Source organism: Herbiconiux aconitum, assembly GCF_024979235.1.
Lineage (GTDB): Bacteria > Actinomycetota > Actinomycetes > Actinomycetales > Microbacteriaceae > Herbiconiux > Herbiconiux aconitum.
Genome location: NZ_JANLCM010000001.1, coordinates 2,328,848 through 2,347,302, shown reverse-complemented (window position 1 = coordinate 2,347,302; position 18,455 = coordinate 2,328,848). Strand labels below are relative to the sequence as shown.

Here is an 18,455-nt window from a genome sequence, read left to right as displayed (position 1 = left end):
GCCCGCGCCGGCTCAGCCCACGAGGAACATGGGGGGCCATTGCGGATTGTGCGCTCGGGCGATGACGAGGAACACCACCGCGTCGAACAGCAGGTGCACCGTCACGACGTAGCCGAGCGACTTCGTGCGACTGAAGATGAAGCCCTGCAGCAGCGCGAACGGGATGGTGAGCAGCGGACCCCAGGCCTGGTAGCCCAGTTCCCAGAGGAAGGAGACGAACACCGTCGCCTGCAGCAGGTTCGCCAGCCAGTCGGGGAAGTGCCGACGGAGGAGGGCGTAGATCGTGCAGATGAAGAACAGCTCGTCCCAGGTGCCGACCGCGTTGACGCCGATGAACAACCGGATAACCTCGTCGGGCTCACTGACCGTCGGCCAGTTGAGGTAGACCCCCGAGGTGATGAAGTAGAACGGCAGGATCAGCCAGCCGAGGCCGATGACGAGAGCGATGTAGCCCCAGTGGAACCGCCCCCAGCGCCCGCCACCACGCCAGGGGAAGCGGATGGCCCGGTCGCGGTAGAGGAACCGGGAGATCAGGTAGGGCACCGCCACCGCCAGGGCGAGCACCGTGCCCATCAGCGCCATGTTGCCGTAGCTGATGTCGGCCTCGACCGAGATGGTGTTCACGATGGCTTGGCCGAGAGCCACCAGCAGGAGATCGCGGCCGAACCCCGCGGTGGTGAGGCCCCGCCGTTCCAACAGGAACGCCAGCACGACCCCGCCGACCAGCATCAGGTATCCCGGCACCGGGAGCCGCAGCCCGAACAGGAGGATGGCCGCCCCGCAGACCAGCACGGCGGGCAGGAGGGCCCAACTCGCGGCGCGTCGATCGCCCGCGACACCCGCGTGCGGGTGGAGCGCGTCGGATGTCGGCGCGGTCATGCCCCCAGTCTGCCCTGGGTCGGGCGCCGGCGACACCCGTGAAACAGAAGAAGGGCCCGCATCCGTCTGGATGCGAGCCCTTCCCGAGTGCGGTGCGTGACCGCCGATGCGACTAGTGCGAGTGACCCGCGTGGTCGTGGTCGTGGTCGTGGCCGGCGTGGTCGTCGGCGCCGAGGGTGCTGGCCCCGACCAGGTTCTCGCCCTCGTCGTCGGCCGCGAGGGTGGTGAACTCGGAGATGTCGACGGCCTTGCCGTCGGTGTCGACGACCTTCGCCTTCGACAGGATGATCGCGAGTGCCTTGTTACGGGCCACCTCGGCGACCATGGCCGGGATCTGGTTCGACTCGGAGAGGATCTTCACGAACTCGTTCGGGTCCATGCCGTACTGGGCCGAGGACTGCACGAGGTACTGGGTGAGCTCGTCTTGCGAGACCTTGACCTCTTCTTTGTCGACGACCGCATCGAGCAGGATCTGCGTGCGGAAGGTGTTCTCGCTCGACTCGGTGACCTCGGCGCGGTGCACGTCGTCTTCGAGGCGGTTCTCGCTCTCGAGGTGACGCTGCACCTCGTCTTCGATGAGAGCCGGGGGAACCGGCACGTCGACCTTCTCGAGCAGGCTCTCGACGATCTTCGTGCGGGCCTCTGAGGCCTGGCCGAACGCCTTCTGCTTCTCGACCTGGCTCTTGAGGTCGGCCTTCAGCTCGTCGAGCGTGTCGAACTCGCTGGCGATCTGCGCGAAGTCGTCGTCGGCCTCGGGGAGCTCGCGCTCCTTCACCGCGTTCAGCGTGACCGTGACGAGCGCGTCGCGGCCGGCGTAGTCGCCGCCGAGCAGCGGGGCCTCGAAGGTGGTGGTCTCGCCCGCGGTGAGCGTGTCGAGCGCCTCGTCGATACCCTCGAGCAGCTCGCCGGAGCCGATCTCGTAGGAGATGCCGGACGCGGTGTCGACCTCGACGTCGTCGACCATGGCGACGAGGTCGAGCTGGGCGAAGTCACCGGTCTTGGCCGGGCGGTCGACCGTCACGAGCGTGCCGAAGCGGCTGCGCAGGCGCTCGAGCTCCTCGTCGACATCCGCGTCGCTGACGACGGCGGGCTCGACAGCCACCTCGAAGCCCTCATAGTCGGGCAGGTCGATCTCAGGGCGCACGTCGACCTCGATGGCGAGCTCGAGGTCGCCGGAGAAGTCGTCGGCCTTCGGCCACTCGACGATGTCGGCCTGCGGGCGGCCGAGCGGGCGGAGCTCGTTCTCGTCGACCGCGGCACGGTAGAAGCCGTCGAGACCGTCGTTGACGGCGTGCTCGAGCACGGCTTCTTTGCCGACGCGCTGATTGATGATGGGCGGCGGCACCTTGCCCTTGCGGAAGCCGGGGATGTTGATCTGCTCGGCGATGTGGCCGTAAGCGTGATCGATGCTGGGCTTCAGTTCGTCGGGGGTGACGAAGATGGCGATCTTCACACGCGTGGGGCTGAGCTTTTCGACCGTGGTCTTCACGTTGGGGTCTCTCCTGATGGTTGTGAGGTTCGGCGTCGTGTCGGGGCGACAGGATTCGAACCTGCGACCTCCCGCTCCCAAAGCGGGCGCTCTAGCCAAGCTGAGCTACGCCCCGGCGGCGAAATGGCCTCGGCAAGTCTACTGCACGCCCAGGTGCTGACACACAGCACCCCCGAAGCTGTACTACGATGTTCGGGTGCCTGGGGTGAAAGCCCCTCACGGGGATGTAGCTCAATGGTAGAGCCTCAGTCTTCCAAACTGATCACGCGGGTTCGATTCCCGTCATCCCCTCTCCTCTTTTCGCGACGCCGCCGCTCCTGCGGCGTCGCGCGGCCCGTCATGGCGCACCCTCACCCGGGCCGCTTCTCACCTCATCGCTTCGTCGTACGACTAGCTTCGGGGGATGGACGCTTTTCGTATCTCCGTTTCCGATGAGGTTCTCGACGACCTTCGGGCTCGACTGGCTCGCTCTCGGTTCACCTCGCCGAGTGCTGCGGGGTGGGATGCGGGGGTCGATCCCGCGTATTTGCGATCACTCGTGGCGTATTGGGGCGGGGAGTTCGACTGGCGGGCGGCGGAGACGCGGCTGAACGCGTATCCGCAGTTCATCGACCGGGGGCAGCACTTCGTGCATCGGCGACGCGACTCGAGCCGACCGCCGGTGCTGCTGGCGCACGGGTGGCCGAGCAGTTTCGTGGAGATGCTGCCGCTCGCCGATCTGCTCGACGTCGACGTCGTCATCCCGACGCTCCCCGGATTCCTCTGGTCGTCGCTGCCCGAAGGACCCCTCACCCGGGCGGCGATCGCCGAGGGGTTTCACCAACTGATGACCGAGACGCTCGGGTACGAGCGGTACTTCGCCTTCGGGGGTGACATCGGTGGCGCGGCATCCGGATGGCTCGCCACGATGTATCCGGGCGAGGTGGCGGGCCTGCATGTCATCCACGGGCCGTTCCCGGCCGACTTCGACGCGCATCCGATCACCCCCGCCGAACAGGCCTTCTTCGACGCCGAGGCGGCGCGCGACGAGTGGGACTCGGGGTACAGCGACATCATGAGCACCCGCCCCGACACGATCGCGGCCGCCCTCGCCGACTCCCCCTCCGGGCTGGCCGCCTGGATCCTCGACAAGTACCGCGCCTGGAGCGACTGCGACGGCGACCTCGAATCGCGCTGGGACCGCGACACCCTCTGCACCGCGCTCACGCTCTACTGGGTCACTGAGAGCATCGGCACGTCGTTCCGGCAGTACCTCGACTATCCCTCGAACGCGCCGCGGCCGACGATCACGGTGCCCGTCGCCGTCACGCAGAGCCACGAGATCGACATGGATGCGTTCCCGCGCTCCATCGCCGAACGCGCGGCCAGCGACATCCGGCAGTATTCGGCGCCCCATCGCGGCGGGCACTTCCTCGCCCTCGAGGAACCTCAGCTCATCGCCGATCAGCTCACCGCGTTCATGCGCGCGGTGAGCTGATCGGGATGCTGACGCTCAGTTCGTGAAGCGGGCGGTCGTGTATTCGAAGCCGGGCGCCACGTCGAAGACGACGTCGTTCGCGTCGGCGACCGAGTAGGCCTCGACGTAGGTCACGGTCTGCCCGGCAGGGATGGTGTCGACCGGCGGCAGCCCTTCGGCCCCGTTGTCGGGGTCGATGATGAGGCTCGCCTCTACGCCGCCGGAGGTGACGGTGGAGAACGAGAACGGCTGGTAGTCGGTCGCGGTGCCGTTGACGATCGTGACCGTGAACGAGAGGTTCGTCGCCTGGTCGGCGCCGACCGCATTGCCTGATGGTGTGAACGGTGTCGGCTCCGAAACCGAGATCTCCATGCCGTCGTCGTAGGTGACGACCTGGCCGAACTGGGCCGCGATCACGTCACCGAGGCCCCCGTCGTCGGTGCCGTCGTCGGTGCCTTCATCGGGCTCGGTCGTGGCGAAGGGGTCGTCGCTCGGCAACGGGTCGGCGGGGATCGGCGTGATGGTGGCCAGGCCCTCGTCGACGGCCTGGTTCACCGCGCCGATGAAGCCGACGGTGTAGACGATCGCGAGCACGATCGAGAGGATCAAGGCCACCGCGGAGAGGATCGTGCCTCCGATGGCGAGACCTTTGCTCTTGCCCTTGCGCACGAGTGCGATGATGCCGAGCACGAGACCGACCAGCGCGACGAACCAGACCGCGTAGTTGAGGAACGGGATGAACGCGCCGATGAAGGCGACACCGCCCACGATGATCGACGCGATCGCCAGACCGTTGACGCCGCCCGGCGGGGCTGCGGGCGGGGGGCCGCCGTACTGGGGTGGCTGGCCGTATTGGCCGGGAGGCACCTGCCCGGGAGGCACCTCCGCGTACGCCGGCGGCGGAACATACGCGGGCGGCGGCTGGTAGGGGGGCGGCGCATCCTGGCCCGAGGTCCCGGCGGGAGGCGGGCTGACCGGCGGCACCGGAGGTAGCGGAGGAACAGGCGGAACGGGCGGAACCGCGCCGTTGTTCTCGTCGTCGGAATTGTCGGTGGGCCCAGCTCCGGGCGGAAGATTCGTCACCTTTCCCAGTGTGGCACTGGGCCCAACGGATTGCACCCGTGTTCGAGGGTGAATTCGCCGGCCGCAGAAGTCAGGAGCGATAGTCTCGTCAGCACACAGCCGACGATCAGCACCGCCGACGAAAGGCCAGAACATGTCCGATGACGAACTCTCCGGTCCGGAATTCACCGACGAGCCGGCCCTGCTCGCCTCCCCCCTGGAGGTGAAGATCTCGTTCTGGCTCTGGATCGCCGAGGGCATCCTCACGGTCATCGGCGGGCTCGGCTTCGCACTCATCGCGGGCGCCATCCCGCTCGTCGTCGGGGTGGAGAACTCGGAGGCGGCAGCGCTGGTGGGCCTGTTCATCACGGCCGGCGTCCTGATCGCGCTCGTCGCAGTGCTCCGCATCGTGTGTGCGGTGTTCATGCTGCGGGGGCGGGTGTGGGCGCGCAACACCCTGACGGTGTTGGGTGTCATCGGTCTGGTCGGGGTGTATTACGAGTTCCTCAGCAACCCGGGCACCGCGATCGCCCATGCGCTCGTCGCGGTGGTGGCGATCGTGACCATGTACCTGCCCAACTCGAACGCGTACTTCCGGCGCCCGTTCCCGGCTTCTGAAGACATTTAGCCGAGCCTCAGCTTGCTTGCGGCATTTTTCTGGCTGAGTACCGTTGAGGCATAGGGAATCGGAAGGACACCCAATGACTGAGGTAATCACCACCCCCACCAGCACCACGAGCCCGGATGTCGCCGCAGCTGCGGCGCAGTTCCTCGGCCCGGTGGTCATCGAACTCCAGGCCCTCGCCGTGAACGGCAAGCAGGCGCACTGGCACGTGCGGGGCGCCAACTTCATCGGAGTGCACGAGCTGCTCGACCAGGTCGTCGACCACGCCCAGGACTACGCCGACACGGCCGCCGAGCGTGTCGTGGCCCTCGGCCTGCCGATCGATGCCCGCATCCAGACGGTCGCCGAAAAGACCGGCGCCGCCAAGATGCCGGCCGGATTCCTCGCCTCGGATGCGATGATCGCGACGATCATCGAGCAGATCGACGTGGCGCTCGTCGTGGTCAACAAGGCCGTGAAAGAACTCGACCTCATCGACCAGACCAGCCAGGACGTGGCGATCGAGATCGCCCGCGGCCTCGACAAAGACCGCTGGTTCCTCTTCGCGCACATCGCCGCGTAGTTCTCGAGCCCTTCGCGAAAGCGGGCGCGCCCTCCGGGGTGGCGCCCGCTTTTTCGTGCTCGGCGGCGTTTCTCGTCGAGTCGCCAAAATCCGTCGCTACGACCCGACACGTCACGGCGTGTTTTGGCGATTCGCGGGTCAGAGGGTGCGGTGGGTGGCACGCCCGGCGAGGAGCGTCAGCGCGACGGGTATGGTGCGCAAGCGGTCGGCAGCGGCGGTCGGGTCGTCGCTCGGCACGAGGGGGTCGAGGTCGGTCACCGCGAGATCGGCGGGGGCGCCGACACGGATGCGCGTGCCCGCCCGGGTGGACGCCGCGAGCGCCGCGGCAGCCGAGATGCGCTGCTCCGGATGCCACGGCTCGCGCCCGTCGCGGGTGCGCCCCACCGCGGCCGCCATCGTGACCCAAGGGTCGAGAGGCGCGACGGGGGCGTCGGAGCCGAGGGCCAGCGCCGCGCCGGCCTCGAGCAGGCTCGCGAGGGCGAAGGAGCGGCCGGTGCGGCCGGCCCAGAAGCGGTCGGCGACATCCCGGTCGTCCATCGCGTGCTCCGGCTGCACGCTCGCCACGACGCCGAGGGCGGCGAAGCGGGGGATGTCGGCGAGCGCGAGCAGTTGCGCGTGCTCGAGCGAGCCCGAGCATCCGATTCGCTCGAACGCATCGAGCACGAGGGTGTTGGCGTGGTCGCCGATGGCGTGAACGGCCGGCATCAGCCCGGCGGCGGTGGCCCGGGCGAGCAGCGCCTCGAGTTCCGCGGGCGGCACGGTGAGGAGTCCGCGCGAGTCGGGTCGGCCCTCGAGCCCCGGATATTCGTCGAAGCAGTAGGCGGTGCGGGTGTTCAGCGACCCGTCGGTGATGACCTTGAACGGGCCGACGCGCACGATGCCGCCGTCGACGACGTCGCCCGTGCGCAGGCCCGCCGCGATCGCGCGATCGAGGTGCTGCGGGTAGATGCCGAACTCGACGCGCAACAGGTCGTGACCAGCAGCCGCGCGGCGCCGCCAGACGTCGTGGTTCCAGGCCATCTCGAGATCGACGACACCCACCACGCCGCGAGCCGCAGCTGCCCGCGCAGCATCGAGTGCCCAGGCGTCGATCGTGGCGGTGGGCACGTCGTCGAGTGCGCGCTGCACCGCGAACGCGTCGTCTTCACGCAGCACGCCGGTGGGATGCCCGGCGCGGCCAAACCGGGTGAGCGCGGCCGAGTTCAGCCAGCAGCAGTGCAGGTCGCCGGAGACGAGCACGACCGGGCGACCGCCCGACACGGCGTCGAGGCCCGCGGCGGTCGGCTCGTCGGCCCACAGACCGTCACGGAACCCGAACCCCACGAGCACCCCGCCCCCGACTGCGGCTCCGCCCGTCGGCACGCCGTCGGTCGCTCGCGGCCGACCGTCCATCGCGTCGCGCACCAGGGCGATGACTTCGGCAGCCGAGCGGGCGGCCGAGACGTCGAGGCGGCGCGAGACGGCCGCCCAGGCGCTGAAGTGCACGTGGTTGTCCCAAAGGCCCGGGATCACCCAGCGGCCCTCGAGATCGATCCGTTCCGCCGATGCGCTGTCGTTTCGGGCGAACGTGGAGCTAAGCGACGCCTCCACAGGGCTCGCTCCCGTGCTCGTACGCCCGAAATCACCACGGCCGGCAGGAACGACGGCCATGACCCGGCCGTCAGCGATCGTGACGTCGACCGGCTCCGTCTCACCGGGCATCCGCGCCCCCGCCAGGAGCAACGAAGTCGCAGCGCTCACGCCCCGAAGACCTCGGGGTTGGCCAACCGCATCTCGCGCGCCAGCTCGGCGCTCGCGTAGGGCCCAGAACCCTCGAGCTCCCCCACGATGCGCTGCTGCGTCTCCTCGTCGCGGTTCTGGCTCATCTTGACCTTCGCCGTGAACCGCGTCACCGGCAGCCGGAACCCCACCGTTCCCGCGCTGATGCGATCGGCGTAGGCCGAGTTCTCGAGGGTGCCGCGCATCCGCCGCGGATTCGGCATCGGGTCTTCGAAGTGATCGACGAGCTGTTCGAGCACGCGGAGGTTCTCGTCGGCGGGGAGGATCTCGGGCACGCCGTAGAGGTGCGCCGTCACGAAGTTCCAGGTGGGCACCGCGGGCGACGGATCGTACCAGCCGGGCGAGATGTAGCCGTGCGGGCCCTGGATGATCACCAGCACCTCGTGGTCTCCCCACTCGTGCAGCCGCTCATCCGGCCGGCCGACGTGGCTCACGATCGCGAGCTCCTCGCGCGAGTCGTCGACCAGCACGGGGTAATGGGAGGCGACGAGACCGTTCGAGGTCGACGACACGATCGTGGCCCACGGGTTCTCGCCGATCAGCCGACGGATCTCGTCGGGGTCGGTGAGGTCGAAAACGGGATTGTGGCGCATGTCACACCTGATCGATCGGGCACCAGTAGAGCTTGCGGCCGCCGAGCTCCTCGAGCAGGATATGGGTTCCGCAGATGCGGCACGGCAGGCCTTCTCGCTTGTAGACCCAGTGCCGGTCGGCGCGGCTCGCCATCGCTTTGGCATAGGCCTCGTCGTCGAGGTCGTCCATCGTGAGCATCTGCCCGGTGCGCACGCCGAGGTCGAGCAGGTAGGCCCAGTCTCGCCAGAGAGCGCGCACGGTGTCGGTGGGCACGAGCTTGCCAGGAGTGTGCGGTTCGAGCCGGGCGCGGAACAGCATCTCGGCGCGGTAGACGTTGCCGATGCCGCTGACGACGCTCTGGTCCATGAGCAGCAGGGCGATCGGTGTCGGCTTCTTCGTGACCGCGGCGACGAAGCGCTCCTCGGCTGCCGCGGAGTCGTCGAGCAACGGATCGGGGCCGAGCTTCGCGATCACCGCATCCACCTGCGCCGGGTCGAGCACCTCGCAAGCGGTCGGGCCGCGCAGGTCGGCGACGGCCGTCTCCGTGAGCAGACGCACGCGAACGGCGCCGACCGGTTCGGGCGGGAAGCTGCCGTACTCCTCACCGGCCTTCTCCTGCTCGGCCATCCGCAGTCGGGCACGCCGAGGGGCGCCGATCGAGCTGATCGAGTCTTCACCGTCTGCGTCGTCGGGGCCTTCGGGCACGGTACGGAACGCATCCGTGCCGGCGGCATCCGCCTGGGCCGCCTCGCCGATCGCGATCTCGTCGATCGTGCCTTCGGGGGTGTCGCCCAGAACGGTGCCGCGTTGGTTGTTCTGCCCCATCCGGCCGCCCGCCGAACGGATCGTGGCGTCGGTCGTGATGTCGCCCGCGAAATCCCAGGCGCCGTAGATGCCCAGATGCACGCGCAACCAGATCACCCCGTCGAACTCGAGGAACATCTGCTTGCCCACGGCGCGTGAGGCCGTCATCGTCTTGCCGTCGAGCAACGACGCGCCCTCGGCGAAGCGGCCCTGCGGAGAGCTCGCCTCCACCCGCTTCCCCACGAAGTTGCGCGCGAACTGCCGCGCGATGCGGTGGACGGAATGACCCTCGGGCATCGGTGCTCCCTCTGGTGACGACGCGGGCGCTACGCGTCGATGTGGTGGCCGGCGATCGCGCCGGTGGTCTCGTACTCGGCGAGCTGAGCGATGCGGCGCGCGTGCCGCTCCTCGAGCGAGAACGGCTCGTTGACGAAGAAGTCGATCAGGGCGAGCGCCTCCTCGACGGTGTGCTGCCGGGCGCCGATGGCCACGACGTTCGCGTCGTTGTGCTGGCGGGCGAGTTTGGCGGTGGCCTCGTTCCAGGCGAGGGCGGCGCGCACCCCGTCGACCTTGTTCGCGGCGATCTGCTCGCCGTTGCCCGATCCGCCGAAGACGACGCCGAGTGCCTCGACCCCGGCACGCTGGTCTTCGACGACTCCGTGCGCGGCGTTGATGCAGAACGACGGGTAGTCGTCGATGGGGTCGTACGACTCGGGGCCGTGATCGATGACCTCGTGACCGGCGGCGGTGAGGTGCTTCTGGATCTGCTTGCTGAAGTCGAGCCCGGCGTGATCGGTGCCGATGTGGATTCGCATGGGATGAGTTTATTGCTGGGAGAGCACAGGCGGGTACGCTGCCGTGGTGCCGTTCACCGTGAGCCATGCGATCGTCGCGGTGCCGTTCGTGCGCACGGCGCTGCCGGCCGGGGCCGTCGCCGCCGGAGCCATGGCGCCCGATCTACCGCTGTTCCTTCCCGTGGGTTTCGACTACGGGTCGACGCACGAGCTGCCGTGGTTTCCGCTGACCGGGCTGGTGCTGGCGTTCGTGGCGTTCGCGCTGTGGCGGGTCGTGGTGCGACCGGTGGCTCGGGAGGTGTTACCCCGGGCGCTGGCCGAGCGGCTGCCGAGCGAGTGGTCGGGCACAGCGGCCGACGGATGGCGGTCGCTCGGTACGACGGCGGCCGGCATCGCGCTGCTTGTCGCCGCGTTGGCAATCGGGGTGCTGACCCACGTCGTCTGGGACGGCTTCACCCACGCCGGACGCTGGGGCGGCGTGCTCCTCCCCGCGCTCGACGAGCGTCTCGCGGGACTCCCCCTCGCCGTCTGGCTGCACTACGTGAGCTCGCTGCTGGGGCTCGTCGCGGTCACGGCTTGGCTGACGGTGTGGCTGATCCGGCGCCGCCCGTTCGCCCGGCCGGGCGACGCCCGCCGGGCCTCGGCGGTCTTCTTCTGGTCGGTGGTGGCGGCGGGCACGGCGGCCGGAGGCGCCGTCGCCCTCGCGACCACGTCGCACCGCGCCGGCGCGTCCGGAGCCTTCGACCTCGCGCTCGGAGTCGTGGAGACGGCCGGCGGCTGGCTGGCCGCAGCCACGGTGCTCGCCGCCGCCACTCTCCACCTGACCCGCACCCTCTTTTCGGGAGGAGCAGCGCGGTAAGACCCCCGCATACGGCCGTCGTGTGCGTCTCCTCCTCCCGTACGGGAGGACGGAGGCAGCGAGACCGGGATTTGCGGGCCGCAGCCTCATCCCAAACGCCGTGGGCAACGAGACCGCAGGCCGCAGGCCGCGCTCATCGACCCAGGGTGAGCGCGAGGCCGCGAAGCGACCTCACGCGAACATGTCGCCTCGCGCCGCAGCAGCGGCGGCGCGAGCAATAAGGGCCCGCCCAGCCGAAGGCCGGGCGAGCCCGAAGAGCGGCGGAGCGGTACCCCCTAGAACTGCGGCTCCCTAGTCCGCGACCGCTTGATCTCGAAGAACCCGTCGTACGACGCCGCGGCCACCACCCCGTCCCACAGCGTCAGCGCCATCTCGCCGGTGGGCACCGGGCTGATCACGGGTCCGAAGAAGGCGGTCCCGTTCACCGCGATCACGGGGGTTCCGACATCCTGGCCCACCCGGTCGATGCCGTCGAAGTGGGAGGCACGCATCTGCGGGTCGTACTCGTCGGACTCGGAGTAGGCGGCGAGCGACGCCGGCAGGCCGACCTCGGCGAGCGCCGCCGGAATCACTTCGTCGGGGTCGACGGAACCGCCCGGGTGGATGCGGGTGCCGAGCGCGTCGTAAAGCGGCTTCACCACCTGCTGCCCGTGCAGCTCTGCGGCCGCGGCCACGAGGCGGGTGTAGCGGAGAGCGCGGGGAAAGAACGCCTTGTACGAATCGGAGATGTCGTCGTTGTTCTCGTTCAGCACCGCGAGGCTCATGATGTGCCAGGTGACGTCGAGGTCACGGTGCTCCGCCACCTCGTCGACCCAGCGGGAGGTCATCCACGCCCAGGGGCACGAGGGGTCGAACCAGAAATCAACAGCTGTCTTCGAAGAGGTCATGTTTCATCGAACCACGCGCCCCCTGCGGATATGCCGGATGCCCTGACCGGGCGCCCCCATTAGGCTGATCGGGCAATCGAAAAGGAGAGCAACCAGTGCCAGGAGAAAACCTCACCCGAGCCGAAGCCCAGGAGCGCGCTGCGCTCCTCGCAACGAAGAGCTACGACGTCGTGCTCGACCTCACAACAGGTCCCGAGACGTTCCGCAGCACCACCACCGTCACCTTCACGGCCACCGAGGGGGCGTCGACGTTCATCGACGCCATCACGCGCACGGTGCACGCCGTGACGCTGAACGGCGAGTCGCTCGACCCCGCCACCGTCTCCGACGGCGTGCGCATCCAGCTGCCCGCTCTCAAAGCCGAGAACACGCTCGTGGTCGACGCCGACATGGAGTACACCAACACGGGTGAGGGCCTGCACCGCTTCGTCGATCCGGTCGACGACGAGGTCTACCTCTACAGCCAGTTCGAGGTGCCCGACTCGCGCCGCATGTTCGCGGTGTTCGAGCAGCCCGACCTCAAGGCCACCTTCACCTTCACCGTCACCGCCCCCGACTACTGGGAGGTCGTGTCGAACTCCCCCACGCCCGAGCCCGTGACGGCCAATCCTGGCGAGACCGCGACGTGGACCTTCGAGCCCACCCCGCGCATCTCCTCGTACATCACGGCCATCGTCGCCGGTCCGTACATCGTGGAGCGAAGCGAACTCACCAGCGCCGATGGCCGAGTCATCCCGCTCGGCGTGTTCTCGCGCGCTTCTCTCTCGCAGTACATGGATGCCGACTACATCTTCGAGAAGACCCGCGAGGGCTTCGCGTTCTACGAGGAGAAGTACGACTTCCCCTACCCCTTCGCGAAGTACGACCAGCTCTTCGTGCCCGAGTTCAACGCGGGCGCCATGGAGAACGCGGGCGCGGTGACCTTCACCGAGACCTACGTGTTCCGCTCGAAGGTGACCGATGCGGTGCGCGAGCGCCGGGTCGTGACGATCCTGCACGAGCTCGCCCACATGTGGTTCGGCGATCTTGTGACCATGCGCTGGTGGAACGACCTATGGCTGAACGAGTCGTTCGCCGAATACATGTCGACGCTCGCGACGGCCGAAGCCACCGAGTGGAAAGAAGCCTGGACCACCTTCGCCGCGATGGAGAAGAGCTGGGCCTACCGGCAGGATCAGCTGCCGTCGACGCATCCGATCGTCGCCACCATCAACGACCTCGAAGACGTGCAGGTGAACTTCGACGGCATCACCTACGCCAAGGGCGCCTCGGTGCTGAAGCAGCTCGTGGCCTGGGTCGGTCAGGACGAGTTCATGGCCGGCGTCGCCGCCTACGTCAACAAGCACCAGTTCGGCAACACCGAGCTGAACGACCTGCTCACCGAGCTCGAGACCACGAGCGGCCGCGACCTCACCGAATGGTCGCAGCTCTGGCTCGAGACCGCGGGGGTGAACACGTTGCGGCCCGCCATCGAGGTGAACGCGGATGGGATCATCACCTCGTTCGCCGTGCTGCAGGAAGCAGCGCTCGACTATCCCACCATCCGCCCGCACCGTCTGGCGATCGGCTTCTACAACGTCGCGAACGACCGCCTCGTGCGTGACTACCGGGTCGAACTCGACGTCGACGGCACGCGCACCGAGGTGCCGGAGCTCGTGGGCCGTGAGCGGCCCGACTTGGTGCTGCTGAACGACGACGACCTCGCCTACGCGAAGATCCGCCTGGATGCGTACTCGCTCGACATCGCGATCGAGCACCTCGCGTCGATCGAGAGCCCGCTGGCCCGATCGCTGGTGTGGGGTTCGGCCTGGGACGCGACGCGTGACGCCGAGACCCGCGGCCGCGACTTCGTGCGCCTGGTGCTCGGCAACATCGCCACTGAGACGGAGTCGACCACGATCCGCACCGTGCTGGGCCAGTTGGTGCTCACGGCAACGCAATACGTGGCTCCGGATGCACGCACCGAGACGATCCGCACCGCCGCCGACGCGCTGTGGAAGCTCGCACTCGACGCCGCGCCGGGATCGGATGCGCAGTTCCAGTTCGTGAAGTTCTTCGCCGCCCTCGCCAGCACCGACGAGCAGCTCGAGAACGTGGCGCACCTGCACGACGGCACCGTGATGCTCGAGGGCCTCGATATCGACACCGACCTCACCTGGGAGCTGCTCATCGCGCTCGTCGCGGGAGGCCGGGCCGGTCAGGCCGAGATCGACGCCACCCTCGAGGCCGACAACACCGCGTCGGGCCAGCAGTCGGCGGCGCACGCCACCGCGGCCATCCCGACACCCGAGGGCAAGGCTGCGGCGTTCGCGTCACTGGTCGACACCGACACGGCCCCGAACGCGATCGTGCGAGCCACCGGCCTCGGCTTCCAGCGTGGCAGCGACCCGGCGCTGTTCGCGCCGCTCGTTCCGCGCTACTTCGAGGCGCTGCAGCCGCTCTGGGCGAACCGCAGCTACGCGATCGCCGCCTCCGTCATCAACGGGCTGTACCCCGCCGCACTGGCGAACCAGGAGCTGCGGGATGCGACCCAGGCGTGGCTCGACGACCCGGCGAACGAGGGCATTCCGGCGTTGCGGCGCTTGGTGATCGAGAACCTCGCGGGAGTGGATCGGGCGCTGGCGGCGCAGGGGCGGGACGCTTCTTAGTTGCCTCGGGGGCCGTGCTTCGCGCGGCCTCCTCGGGCGTCGCCGGTCCTTGCCCGGCGCCGCGCGACATGTTCGCGTGAGGTCGCTTGCGCGGCCTCGCGCTCACCCTGGGGCGTTCGGGAGCGGCCTGTTGCGTCGTGTCCCGCGGCCTGCGCCAGTGCGACAGGCCGCGCCATCGCGCGACAAGCTGCGCAATGAGGACTGGGCCGGGCCCCAAGTCGGTCAGGGGCGGACTCGATAGCGCACGTGCAGCACTCGGTCGCCCTGGATGACGTCGTCGGGGCCTTCTAACAGGTGCTGGGCGTCGATCGGTCCGAAGTAGCGCTTGCCGGCGCCGAACACGACGGGAACGACATCCATCCGCACCTCGTCGACCAAGCCCGCGGCCAGCACCTGGCCACCGACGTCGCCGGCGGCGACCTCCACGATGCGGTCACCGGCCAGTTCCTGCGCCTTGGCCACAGCTGCCTCGACGCCGTCGACAAAATGGAACGGTGCCTCGAGGCCCCAGCCCGAAGGTCGACGCCGGTGCGTCACGACCACCACGTGGTCGATCCCGCTCGGAGGCGTGCCGTCCCAGCCGTCCGTCAGGTCGAAGACATGGCGGCCGGCGATCGTCACCCCGATCTGATCCCAGTACGGCCGGATGTAGTCGTAGGACGCTTGCGACACCTTCAGCACACCGCTCTCGTCCAACGCGACGTCACCACCGGTCAACCAGTCGAACAGCGGTCCGGGCTGATCGTTCTCGTCGGCGATGAAGCCGTCCACCGACACCGAGCTGTACATGACCACCTTGCCCATGGGGTCCTCCTCCGCTAGGGGTGCCTCATGGTAGCGAGGTGTGAGCGGGCGCGCGCAACCCGGCACTGAGCTTCTGCCAAGAGTCGGCCCGTAGGATCTTCCCCATATGGACTGGAACACGATCTGGGCGAACTTCAATTCGTTCCTCAACGACTACCGAGTGCCCATCAGCATCCTCGTCATCATCATCGGCGCGATCGTGCTGCGAGGAATTCTGCTCTTCACCGTGCGACGCCTGGTCGATCAGGTGGTCAACGGGGTCAAGAAGAAGCAGAACGTCACCGACACCCAGGCGCTGAACGCCTCGCCTCTGGCTGCGGTGCGCATCGTGCAACGCACACGCACGCTCGGAACGGTGCTCACCAACGTCATCAACGTCACGATCGTCGTGGTCGGTGTCATCCTGCTCGTCAACACGATCGACCCGACCGTGCTCGGCTCGCTCGCGCTGCTCACCGCAGCTCTCGGCGCCGGTCTCGGCTTCGGCGCGCAGAACATCGTGAAAGACGTGCTGAACGGCCTGTTCATGGTGTTCGAGGATCAGCTCGGCGTCGGCGACGTCGTCGACCTCGGCCCGGCCACCGGCGTGGTCGAGGGGGTCGGCATTCGTGTCACCCAGGTGCGTGACGTGAACGGAACCCTCTGGTTCGTGCGCAACGGCGAGATCCTGCGGGTCGGCAACATGTCGCAGGGCTGGGCCCGCGTCATCATCGACCTCGCCATTCCTTATGACGCCGATCTCGACGTTGTGCAGGACAAGATCCTCGAAACCGCCGTCACCATGTCGAACGAGCCCAAGTGGCGCTCGCGGGTGATCGAGAAGCCCGAGATCTGGGGCCTGGAGTCGATCTCGGCCGAAGCACTCGTCATCCGTGTCGTGGTGAAGACGCGCACCTCGGCGAAGGACGACGTGGCCCGCGATCTGCGCATCCGCCTGAAGCGGGCGCTCGACGAGCTCGACGTGACCTTGCCGTCTCTGAACACGGTCGTGCTCTCGGGCTTCGAGGGCGCGACCAGCGTGAAAGGTGCACGGCCGCCGCGCACCAAGTCGGTCGCCACCAGCGAGCCCACGCAATCGGGCTCGAAGGGACACAATTAGATCGTGATCGAGATCTCTCCGAAAATGCCCGAGCATCCGTTCTACGAGCAGATCGGCGGGCACCCGACCTTCGTGGCGTTGGTGACGAAGTTCTACGAGGGCGTGGCGACCGATCCCGTGCTGAAGCCGATGTATCCGGCCGACGACTGGGACGGCGCGGTCGAGCGACTCACCCTCTTTCTCGAGCAGTACTGGGGCGGGCCGGGCACCTACAGCGAGCAGCGCGGGCATCCGCGGCTCCGGATGCGCCACAACCCATTCAAGGTCAACCCGGATGCGCGCGACCGTTGGCTCGCACACATGCAGGTGGCCGTGGACTCGATCGAGTTGTCGCCGCTCGACAGAGAAATCCTCTGGGGTTACCTCGAGCGCGCAGCGCATGCGATGGTGAATACTTTCGACGAGTGACGAATACCGGTCACGAGTAACCGACGACGAAGGAGTCGCATGCCAGACGCGATCGTGGTGGGGGCCGGTCTCGCCGGCTTGGTGGCTGCCTGCGAACTGCTGGATGCCGGCAAGCAGGTGACGATCGTGGAGCAGGAGCCCGCGGCATCCCTCGGTGGGCAGGCCTGGTGGTCGTTCGGCGGCATCTTCCTCATCGACAGCCCGGAGCAGCGACGGATGCGCGTGCGCGACAGTCTCGAGCTCGCCCGGCAGGACTGGATCGGCAGCGCCGGCTTCGACCGCCCCGAAGACGACTGGCCGAAGAAATGGGCCGAGGCCTACCTGCAGTTCGCGGCCGGTGAGAAGCGGGCCTGGCTGCACGAACGCGGCGTACGGTTCTTCCCCGTGGTGGGCTGGGCCGAGCGTGGCGGCTACACGGCCAACGGGCACGGCAACTCCGTGCCGCGCTTCCACATCACCTGGGGCACGGGCCCCGGGGTACTCGCGCCGTTCATCGCGCGGTTCCGGGCGGGCCTCGACGACGGGCGGGCGAGCATCCTGCACCGTCACCGCGTCGACGAGATCGTGACCTCGGACGGCATCGTCACCGGTGTGCGCGGCGCGGTGCTCGCGCCGAGCTCGGCCGCGCGCGGCGAATCGAGCTCACGGGACGTGGTGGGCGACTTCGAGTTGTCGGCCGGCGCCGTCATCGTGACCAGCGGCGGCATCGGCGGCAACCACGACCTGGTTCGTGCCTCATGGCCCTCGCGGCTCGGGGCTCCCCCGGCCACCATGCTGTCCGGCGTTCCCGAGCACGTCGACGGCCGGATGCTCGCCATCAGCGAGCGCGCCGGAGCCCGTCTCGTGAACACCGACCGGATGTGGCACTACACGGAAGGCATCACGAACTTCGACCCCGTCTGGCCGCTGCACGGCATCCGCATCCTCCCCGGGCCGTCGTCGCTGTGGCTGGATGCGACGGGCGCGCGGCTGCCGGTGCCACTGTTCCCCGGATTCGACACGCTCGGCACCCTCGAACACATCCTGGGCACGGGCTACGACTACAGCTGGTTCGTGCTGACGCAGTCGATCATCGAGAAGGAGTTCGCCCTCTCGGGCAGTGAGCAGAACCCCGATCTCACGGGCAAGGACCTGCGGTTGCTGGCGCAGCGCATCCGTCCGGGCGCTCCCGGTCCAGTGGAGGCGTTCAAGTCGCGGGGCGTCGACTTCGTGGTGGCCGACACACTGCCGGAGTTGCTGCACGGCATGGCGCGACTCGAGCCGTCCGGTGCGCTCGATGCGGCCCGCGTGACCCGCGAAGTCTTCGCGCGGGATCGCGAGATCGCCAACACCTTCACGAAGGATGCGCAGATCACCGCGGTGCGCGGCGCCCGGCGTTACCTCGGGGACAAGCTGATCCGGGCCGCCAAACCGCACCGGCTGCTCGACCCGAAGGCTGGGCCGCTGATCGCCGTGAAGCTGCACATCCTCACCCGCAAGAGCCTCGGTGGGGTGTCGACGGATCTCGACGGACGCGTGCTCGACGCATCCGGAGCACCGATCGCCGGTCTGTATGCCGCCGGTGAAGTGAGCGGCTTCGGTGGAGGCGGGATGCACGGCTACCGGGCGCTCGAGGGCACCTTCTTGGGTGGGTGCCTGTTCTCGGGCCGCCAGGCGGGGAGAGCGGCGAGTCGGTAGCTGCCTCGGGCGCCGTGCTGCGCGCGGCGTCCTCGGGCGGCGCCGGTCCT

17 protein-coding genes and 2 tRNA genes are annotated in these 18,455 nt (G+C 68.5%); 9 read left to right on the top strand and 10 right to left on the bottom strand.

The genetic code is table 11. From position 1 onward, the window contains the following. Positions 1-12 precede the first annotated feature (12 nt). From N1027_RS11155 to N1027_RS11145, 3 genes are all read right to left on the bottom strand, one after another. Positions 13-879 carry a CPBP family glutamic-type intramembrane protease gene (locus tag N1027_RS11155; protein ID WP_259507737.1) on the bottom strand — a complete coding sequence of 289 codons (867 nt, stop codon included), beginning with the start codon at positions 877-879 and terminating at the stop codon, positions 13-15. A 112-nt stretch (positions 880-991) separates the two neighbouring features. After that, positions 992-2,368, bottom strand: coding sequence for a trigger factor (tig, locus tag N1027_RS11150; RefSeq protein WP_259507735.1), 1,377 nt, complete (start codon positions 2,366-2,368; stop codon positions 992-994). A gap of 40 nt (positions 2,369-2,408) precedes the next feature. Further along, positions 2,409-2,483 (bottom strand) — tRNA-Pro (locus N1027_RS11145). Positions 2,484-2,588: 105 nt separating this feature from the next. Here N1027_RS11145 and N1027_RS11140 point away from each other — a divergent pair. Both N1027_RS11140 and N1027_RS11135 read left to right on the top strand, forming a co-directional pair. Then, a tRNA-Gly gene (locus N1027_RS11140) sits at positions 2,589-2,659 on the top strand. Positions 2,660-2,771: 112 nt separating this feature from the next. Further along, entirely contained in the window at positions 2,772-3,845 is a 1,074-nt protein-coding gene (locus tag N1027_RS11135; RefSeq protein WP_259507733.1) for an epoxide hydrolase family protein, read from the top strand. A gap of 15 nt (positions 3,846-3,860) precedes the next feature. Here N1027_RS11135 and N1027_RS11130 read toward each other — a convergent pair whose 3' ends face one another. After that, the gene (locus N1027_RS11130; protein WP_259507731.1) at positions 3,861-4,907 is read right to left on the bottom strand and encodes a DUF4190 domain-containing protein; all 1,047 of its coding nucleotides are present in this window, start codon (positions 4,905-4,907) and stop codon (positions 3,861-3,863) included. A 133-nt stretch (positions 4,908-5,040) separates the two neighbouring features. Between N1027_RS11130 and N1027_RS11125 the strand changes: the two genes are divergently transcribed. Beyond that, positions 5,041-5,514, top strand: coding sequence for a hypothetical protein (locus tag N1027_RS11125; RefSeq protein ID WP_259507730.1), 474 nt, complete (start codon positions 5,041-5,043; stop codon positions 5,512-5,514). A gap of 73 nt (positions 5,515-5,587) precedes the next feature. Beyond that, positions 5,588-6,073, top strand: a complete 486-nt coding sequence (locus N1027_RS11120) for a Dps family protein (RefSeq protein WP_259507728.1) — start codon at positions 5,588-5,590, stop codon at positions 6,071-6,073. A 138-nt stretch (positions 6,074-6,211) separates the two neighbouring features. Here N1027_RS11120 and N1027_RS11115 read toward each other — a convergent pair whose 3' ends face one another. Genes N1027_RS11115 through N1027_RS11100 form a run of 4 tightly spaced genes read right to left on the bottom strand, consistent with a single transcriptional unit; the run spans position 6,212 to position 10,044 of the window. Further along, complete coding sequence (locus N1027_RS11115; RefSeq protein WP_443669353.1) at positions 6,212-7,813, bottom strand: amidohydrolase; 1,602 nt, start codon at positions 7,811-7,813, stop codon at positions 6,212-6,214. Beyond that, positions 7,810-8,445, bottom strand: coding sequence for an FMN-binding negative transcriptional regulator (locus N1027_RS11110; RefSeq protein WP_259507726.1), 636 nt, complete (start codon positions 8,443-8,445; stop codon positions 7,810-7,812). Before N1027_RS11110 ends, N1027_RS11115 begins: the two co-directional genes overlap by 4 nt. Position 8,446: 1 nt before the next feature. After that, entirely contained in the window at positions 8,447-9,526 is a 1,080-nt protein-coding gene (locus N1027_RS11105) for an Fpg/Nei family DNA glycosylase (protein WP_259507724.1), read from the bottom strand. A 29-nt stretch (positions 9,527-9,555) separates the two neighbouring features. Then, entirely contained in the window at positions 9,556-10,044 is a 489-nt protein-coding gene (locus N1027_RS11100) for a ribose-5-phosphate isomerase (protein WP_259507722.1), read from the bottom strand. Positions 10,045-10,090: 46 nt separating this feature from the next. On the opposite strand from N1027_RS11100, the gene N1027_RS11095 reads away from it, so the two are divergent. Beyond that, positions 10,091-10,882 carry a DUF4184 family protein gene (locus tag N1027_RS11095; RefSeq protein WP_259507720.1) on the top strand — a complete coding sequence of 264 codons (792 nt, stop codon included), beginning with the start codon at positions 10,091-10,093 and terminating at the stop codon, positions 10,880-10,882. 275 nt (positions 10,883-11,157) lie between these two features. On the opposite strand, the gene N1027_RS11090 is transcribed toward N1027_RS11095, so the two are convergent. Next, positions 11,158-11,769, bottom strand: coding sequence for a mycothiol-dependent nitroreductase Rv2466c family protein (locus N1027_RS11090; RefSeq protein ID WP_259507718.1), 612 nt, complete (start codon positions 11,767-11,769; stop codon positions 11,158-11,160). 95 nt (positions 11,770-11,864) lie between these two features. Between N1027_RS11090 and pepN the strand changes: the two genes are divergently transcribed. Further along, complete coding sequence (pepN, locus tag N1027_RS11085; RefSeq protein ID WP_259507715.1) at positions 11,865-14,417, top strand: aminopeptidase N; 2,553 nt, start codon at positions 11,865-11,867, stop codon at positions 14,415-14,417. A 222-nt stretch (positions 14,418-14,639) separates the two neighbouring features. On the opposite strand, the gene N1027_RS11080 is transcribed toward pepN, so the two are convergent. Further along, positions 14,640-15,221, bottom strand: coding sequence for a dihydrofolate reductase family protein (locus N1027_RS11080; protein ID WP_259507713.1), 582 nt, complete (start codon positions 15,219-15,221; stop codon positions 14,640-14,642). A 106-nt stretch (positions 15,222-15,327) separates the two neighbouring features. Here N1027_RS11080 and N1027_RS11075 point away from each other — a divergent pair, with 106 nt between their 5' ends. Genes N1027_RS11075 through N1027_RS11065 form a run of 3 tightly spaced genes read left to right on the top strand, consistent with a single transcriptional unit; the run spans position 15,328 to position 18,405 of the window. Beyond that, a complete protein-coding gene (locus tag N1027_RS11075) occupies positions 15,328-16,320 on the top strand; it encodes a mechanosensitive ion channel family protein (RefSeq protein WP_259507711.1) in 993 nt (330 codons plus the stop codon). A gap of 24 nt (positions 16,321-16,344) precedes the next feature. After that, positions 16,345-16,728, top strand: a complete 384-nt coding sequence (locus N1027_RS11070; protein ID WP_259507977.1) for a globin — start codon at positions 16,345-16,347, stop codon at positions 16,726-16,728. Between the two features lie 39 nt (positions 16,729-16,767). Then, positions 16,768-18,405 (top strand): FAD-binding dehydrogenase, encoded by a 1,638-nt coding sequence (locus N1027_RS11065; RefSeq protein WP_259507709.1) that lies wholly within the window; start codon positions 16,768-16,770, stop codon positions 18,403-18,405. Positions 18,406-18,455 lie beyond the last annotated feature (50 nt).

Coding starts and splice junctions, on each gene's coding strand:
- N1027_RS11155 (WP_259507737.1), bottom strand. CDS start 879: ATGACCGCGCCGACATCCGACGCGCTCCACCCGCACGCGGGTGTCGCG.
- N1027_RS11135 (WP_259507733.1), top strand. CDS start 2,772: ATGGACGCTTTTCGTATCTCCGTTTCCGATGAGGTTCTCGACGACCTT.
- N1027_RS11125 (WP_259507730.1), top strand. CDS start 5,041: ATGTCCGATGACGAACTCTCCGGTCCGGAATTCACCGACGAGCCGGCC.
- N1027_RS11120 (WP_259507728.1), top strand. CDS start 5,588: ATGACTGAGGTAATCACCACCCCCACCAGCACCACGAGCCCGGATGTC.
- N1027_RS11110 (WP_259507726.1), bottom strand. CDS start 8,445: ATGCGCCACAATCCCGTTTTCGACCTCACCGACCCCGACGAGATCCGT.
- N1027_RS11105 (WP_259507724.1), bottom strand. CDS start 9,526: ATGCCCGAGGGTCATTCCGTCCACCGCATCGCGCGGCAGTTCGCGCGC.
- N1027_RS11100 (WP_259507722.1), bottom strand. CDS start 10,044: ATGCGAATCCACATCGGCACCGATCACGCCGGGCTCGACTTCAGCAAG.
- N1027_RS11090 (WP_259507718.1), bottom strand. CDS start 11,769: ATGACCTCTTCGAAGACAGCTGTTGATTTCTGGTTCGACCCCTCGTGC.
- N1027_RS11080 (WP_259507713.1), bottom strand. CDS start 15,221: ATGGGCAAGGTGGTCATGTACAGCTCGGTGTCGGTGGACGGCTTCATC.
- N1027_RS11075 (WP_259507711.1), top strand. CDS start 15,328: ATGGACTGGAACACGATCTGGGCGAACTTCAATTCGTTCCTCAACGAC.
- N1027_RS11070 (WP_259507977.1), top strand. CDS start 16,345: ATGCCCGAGCATCCGTTCTACGAGCAGATCGGCGGGCACCCGACCTTC.
- N1027_RS11065 (WP_259507709.1), top strand. CDS start 16,768: ATGCCAGACGCGATCGTGGTGGGGGCCGGTCTCGCCGGCTTGGTGGCT.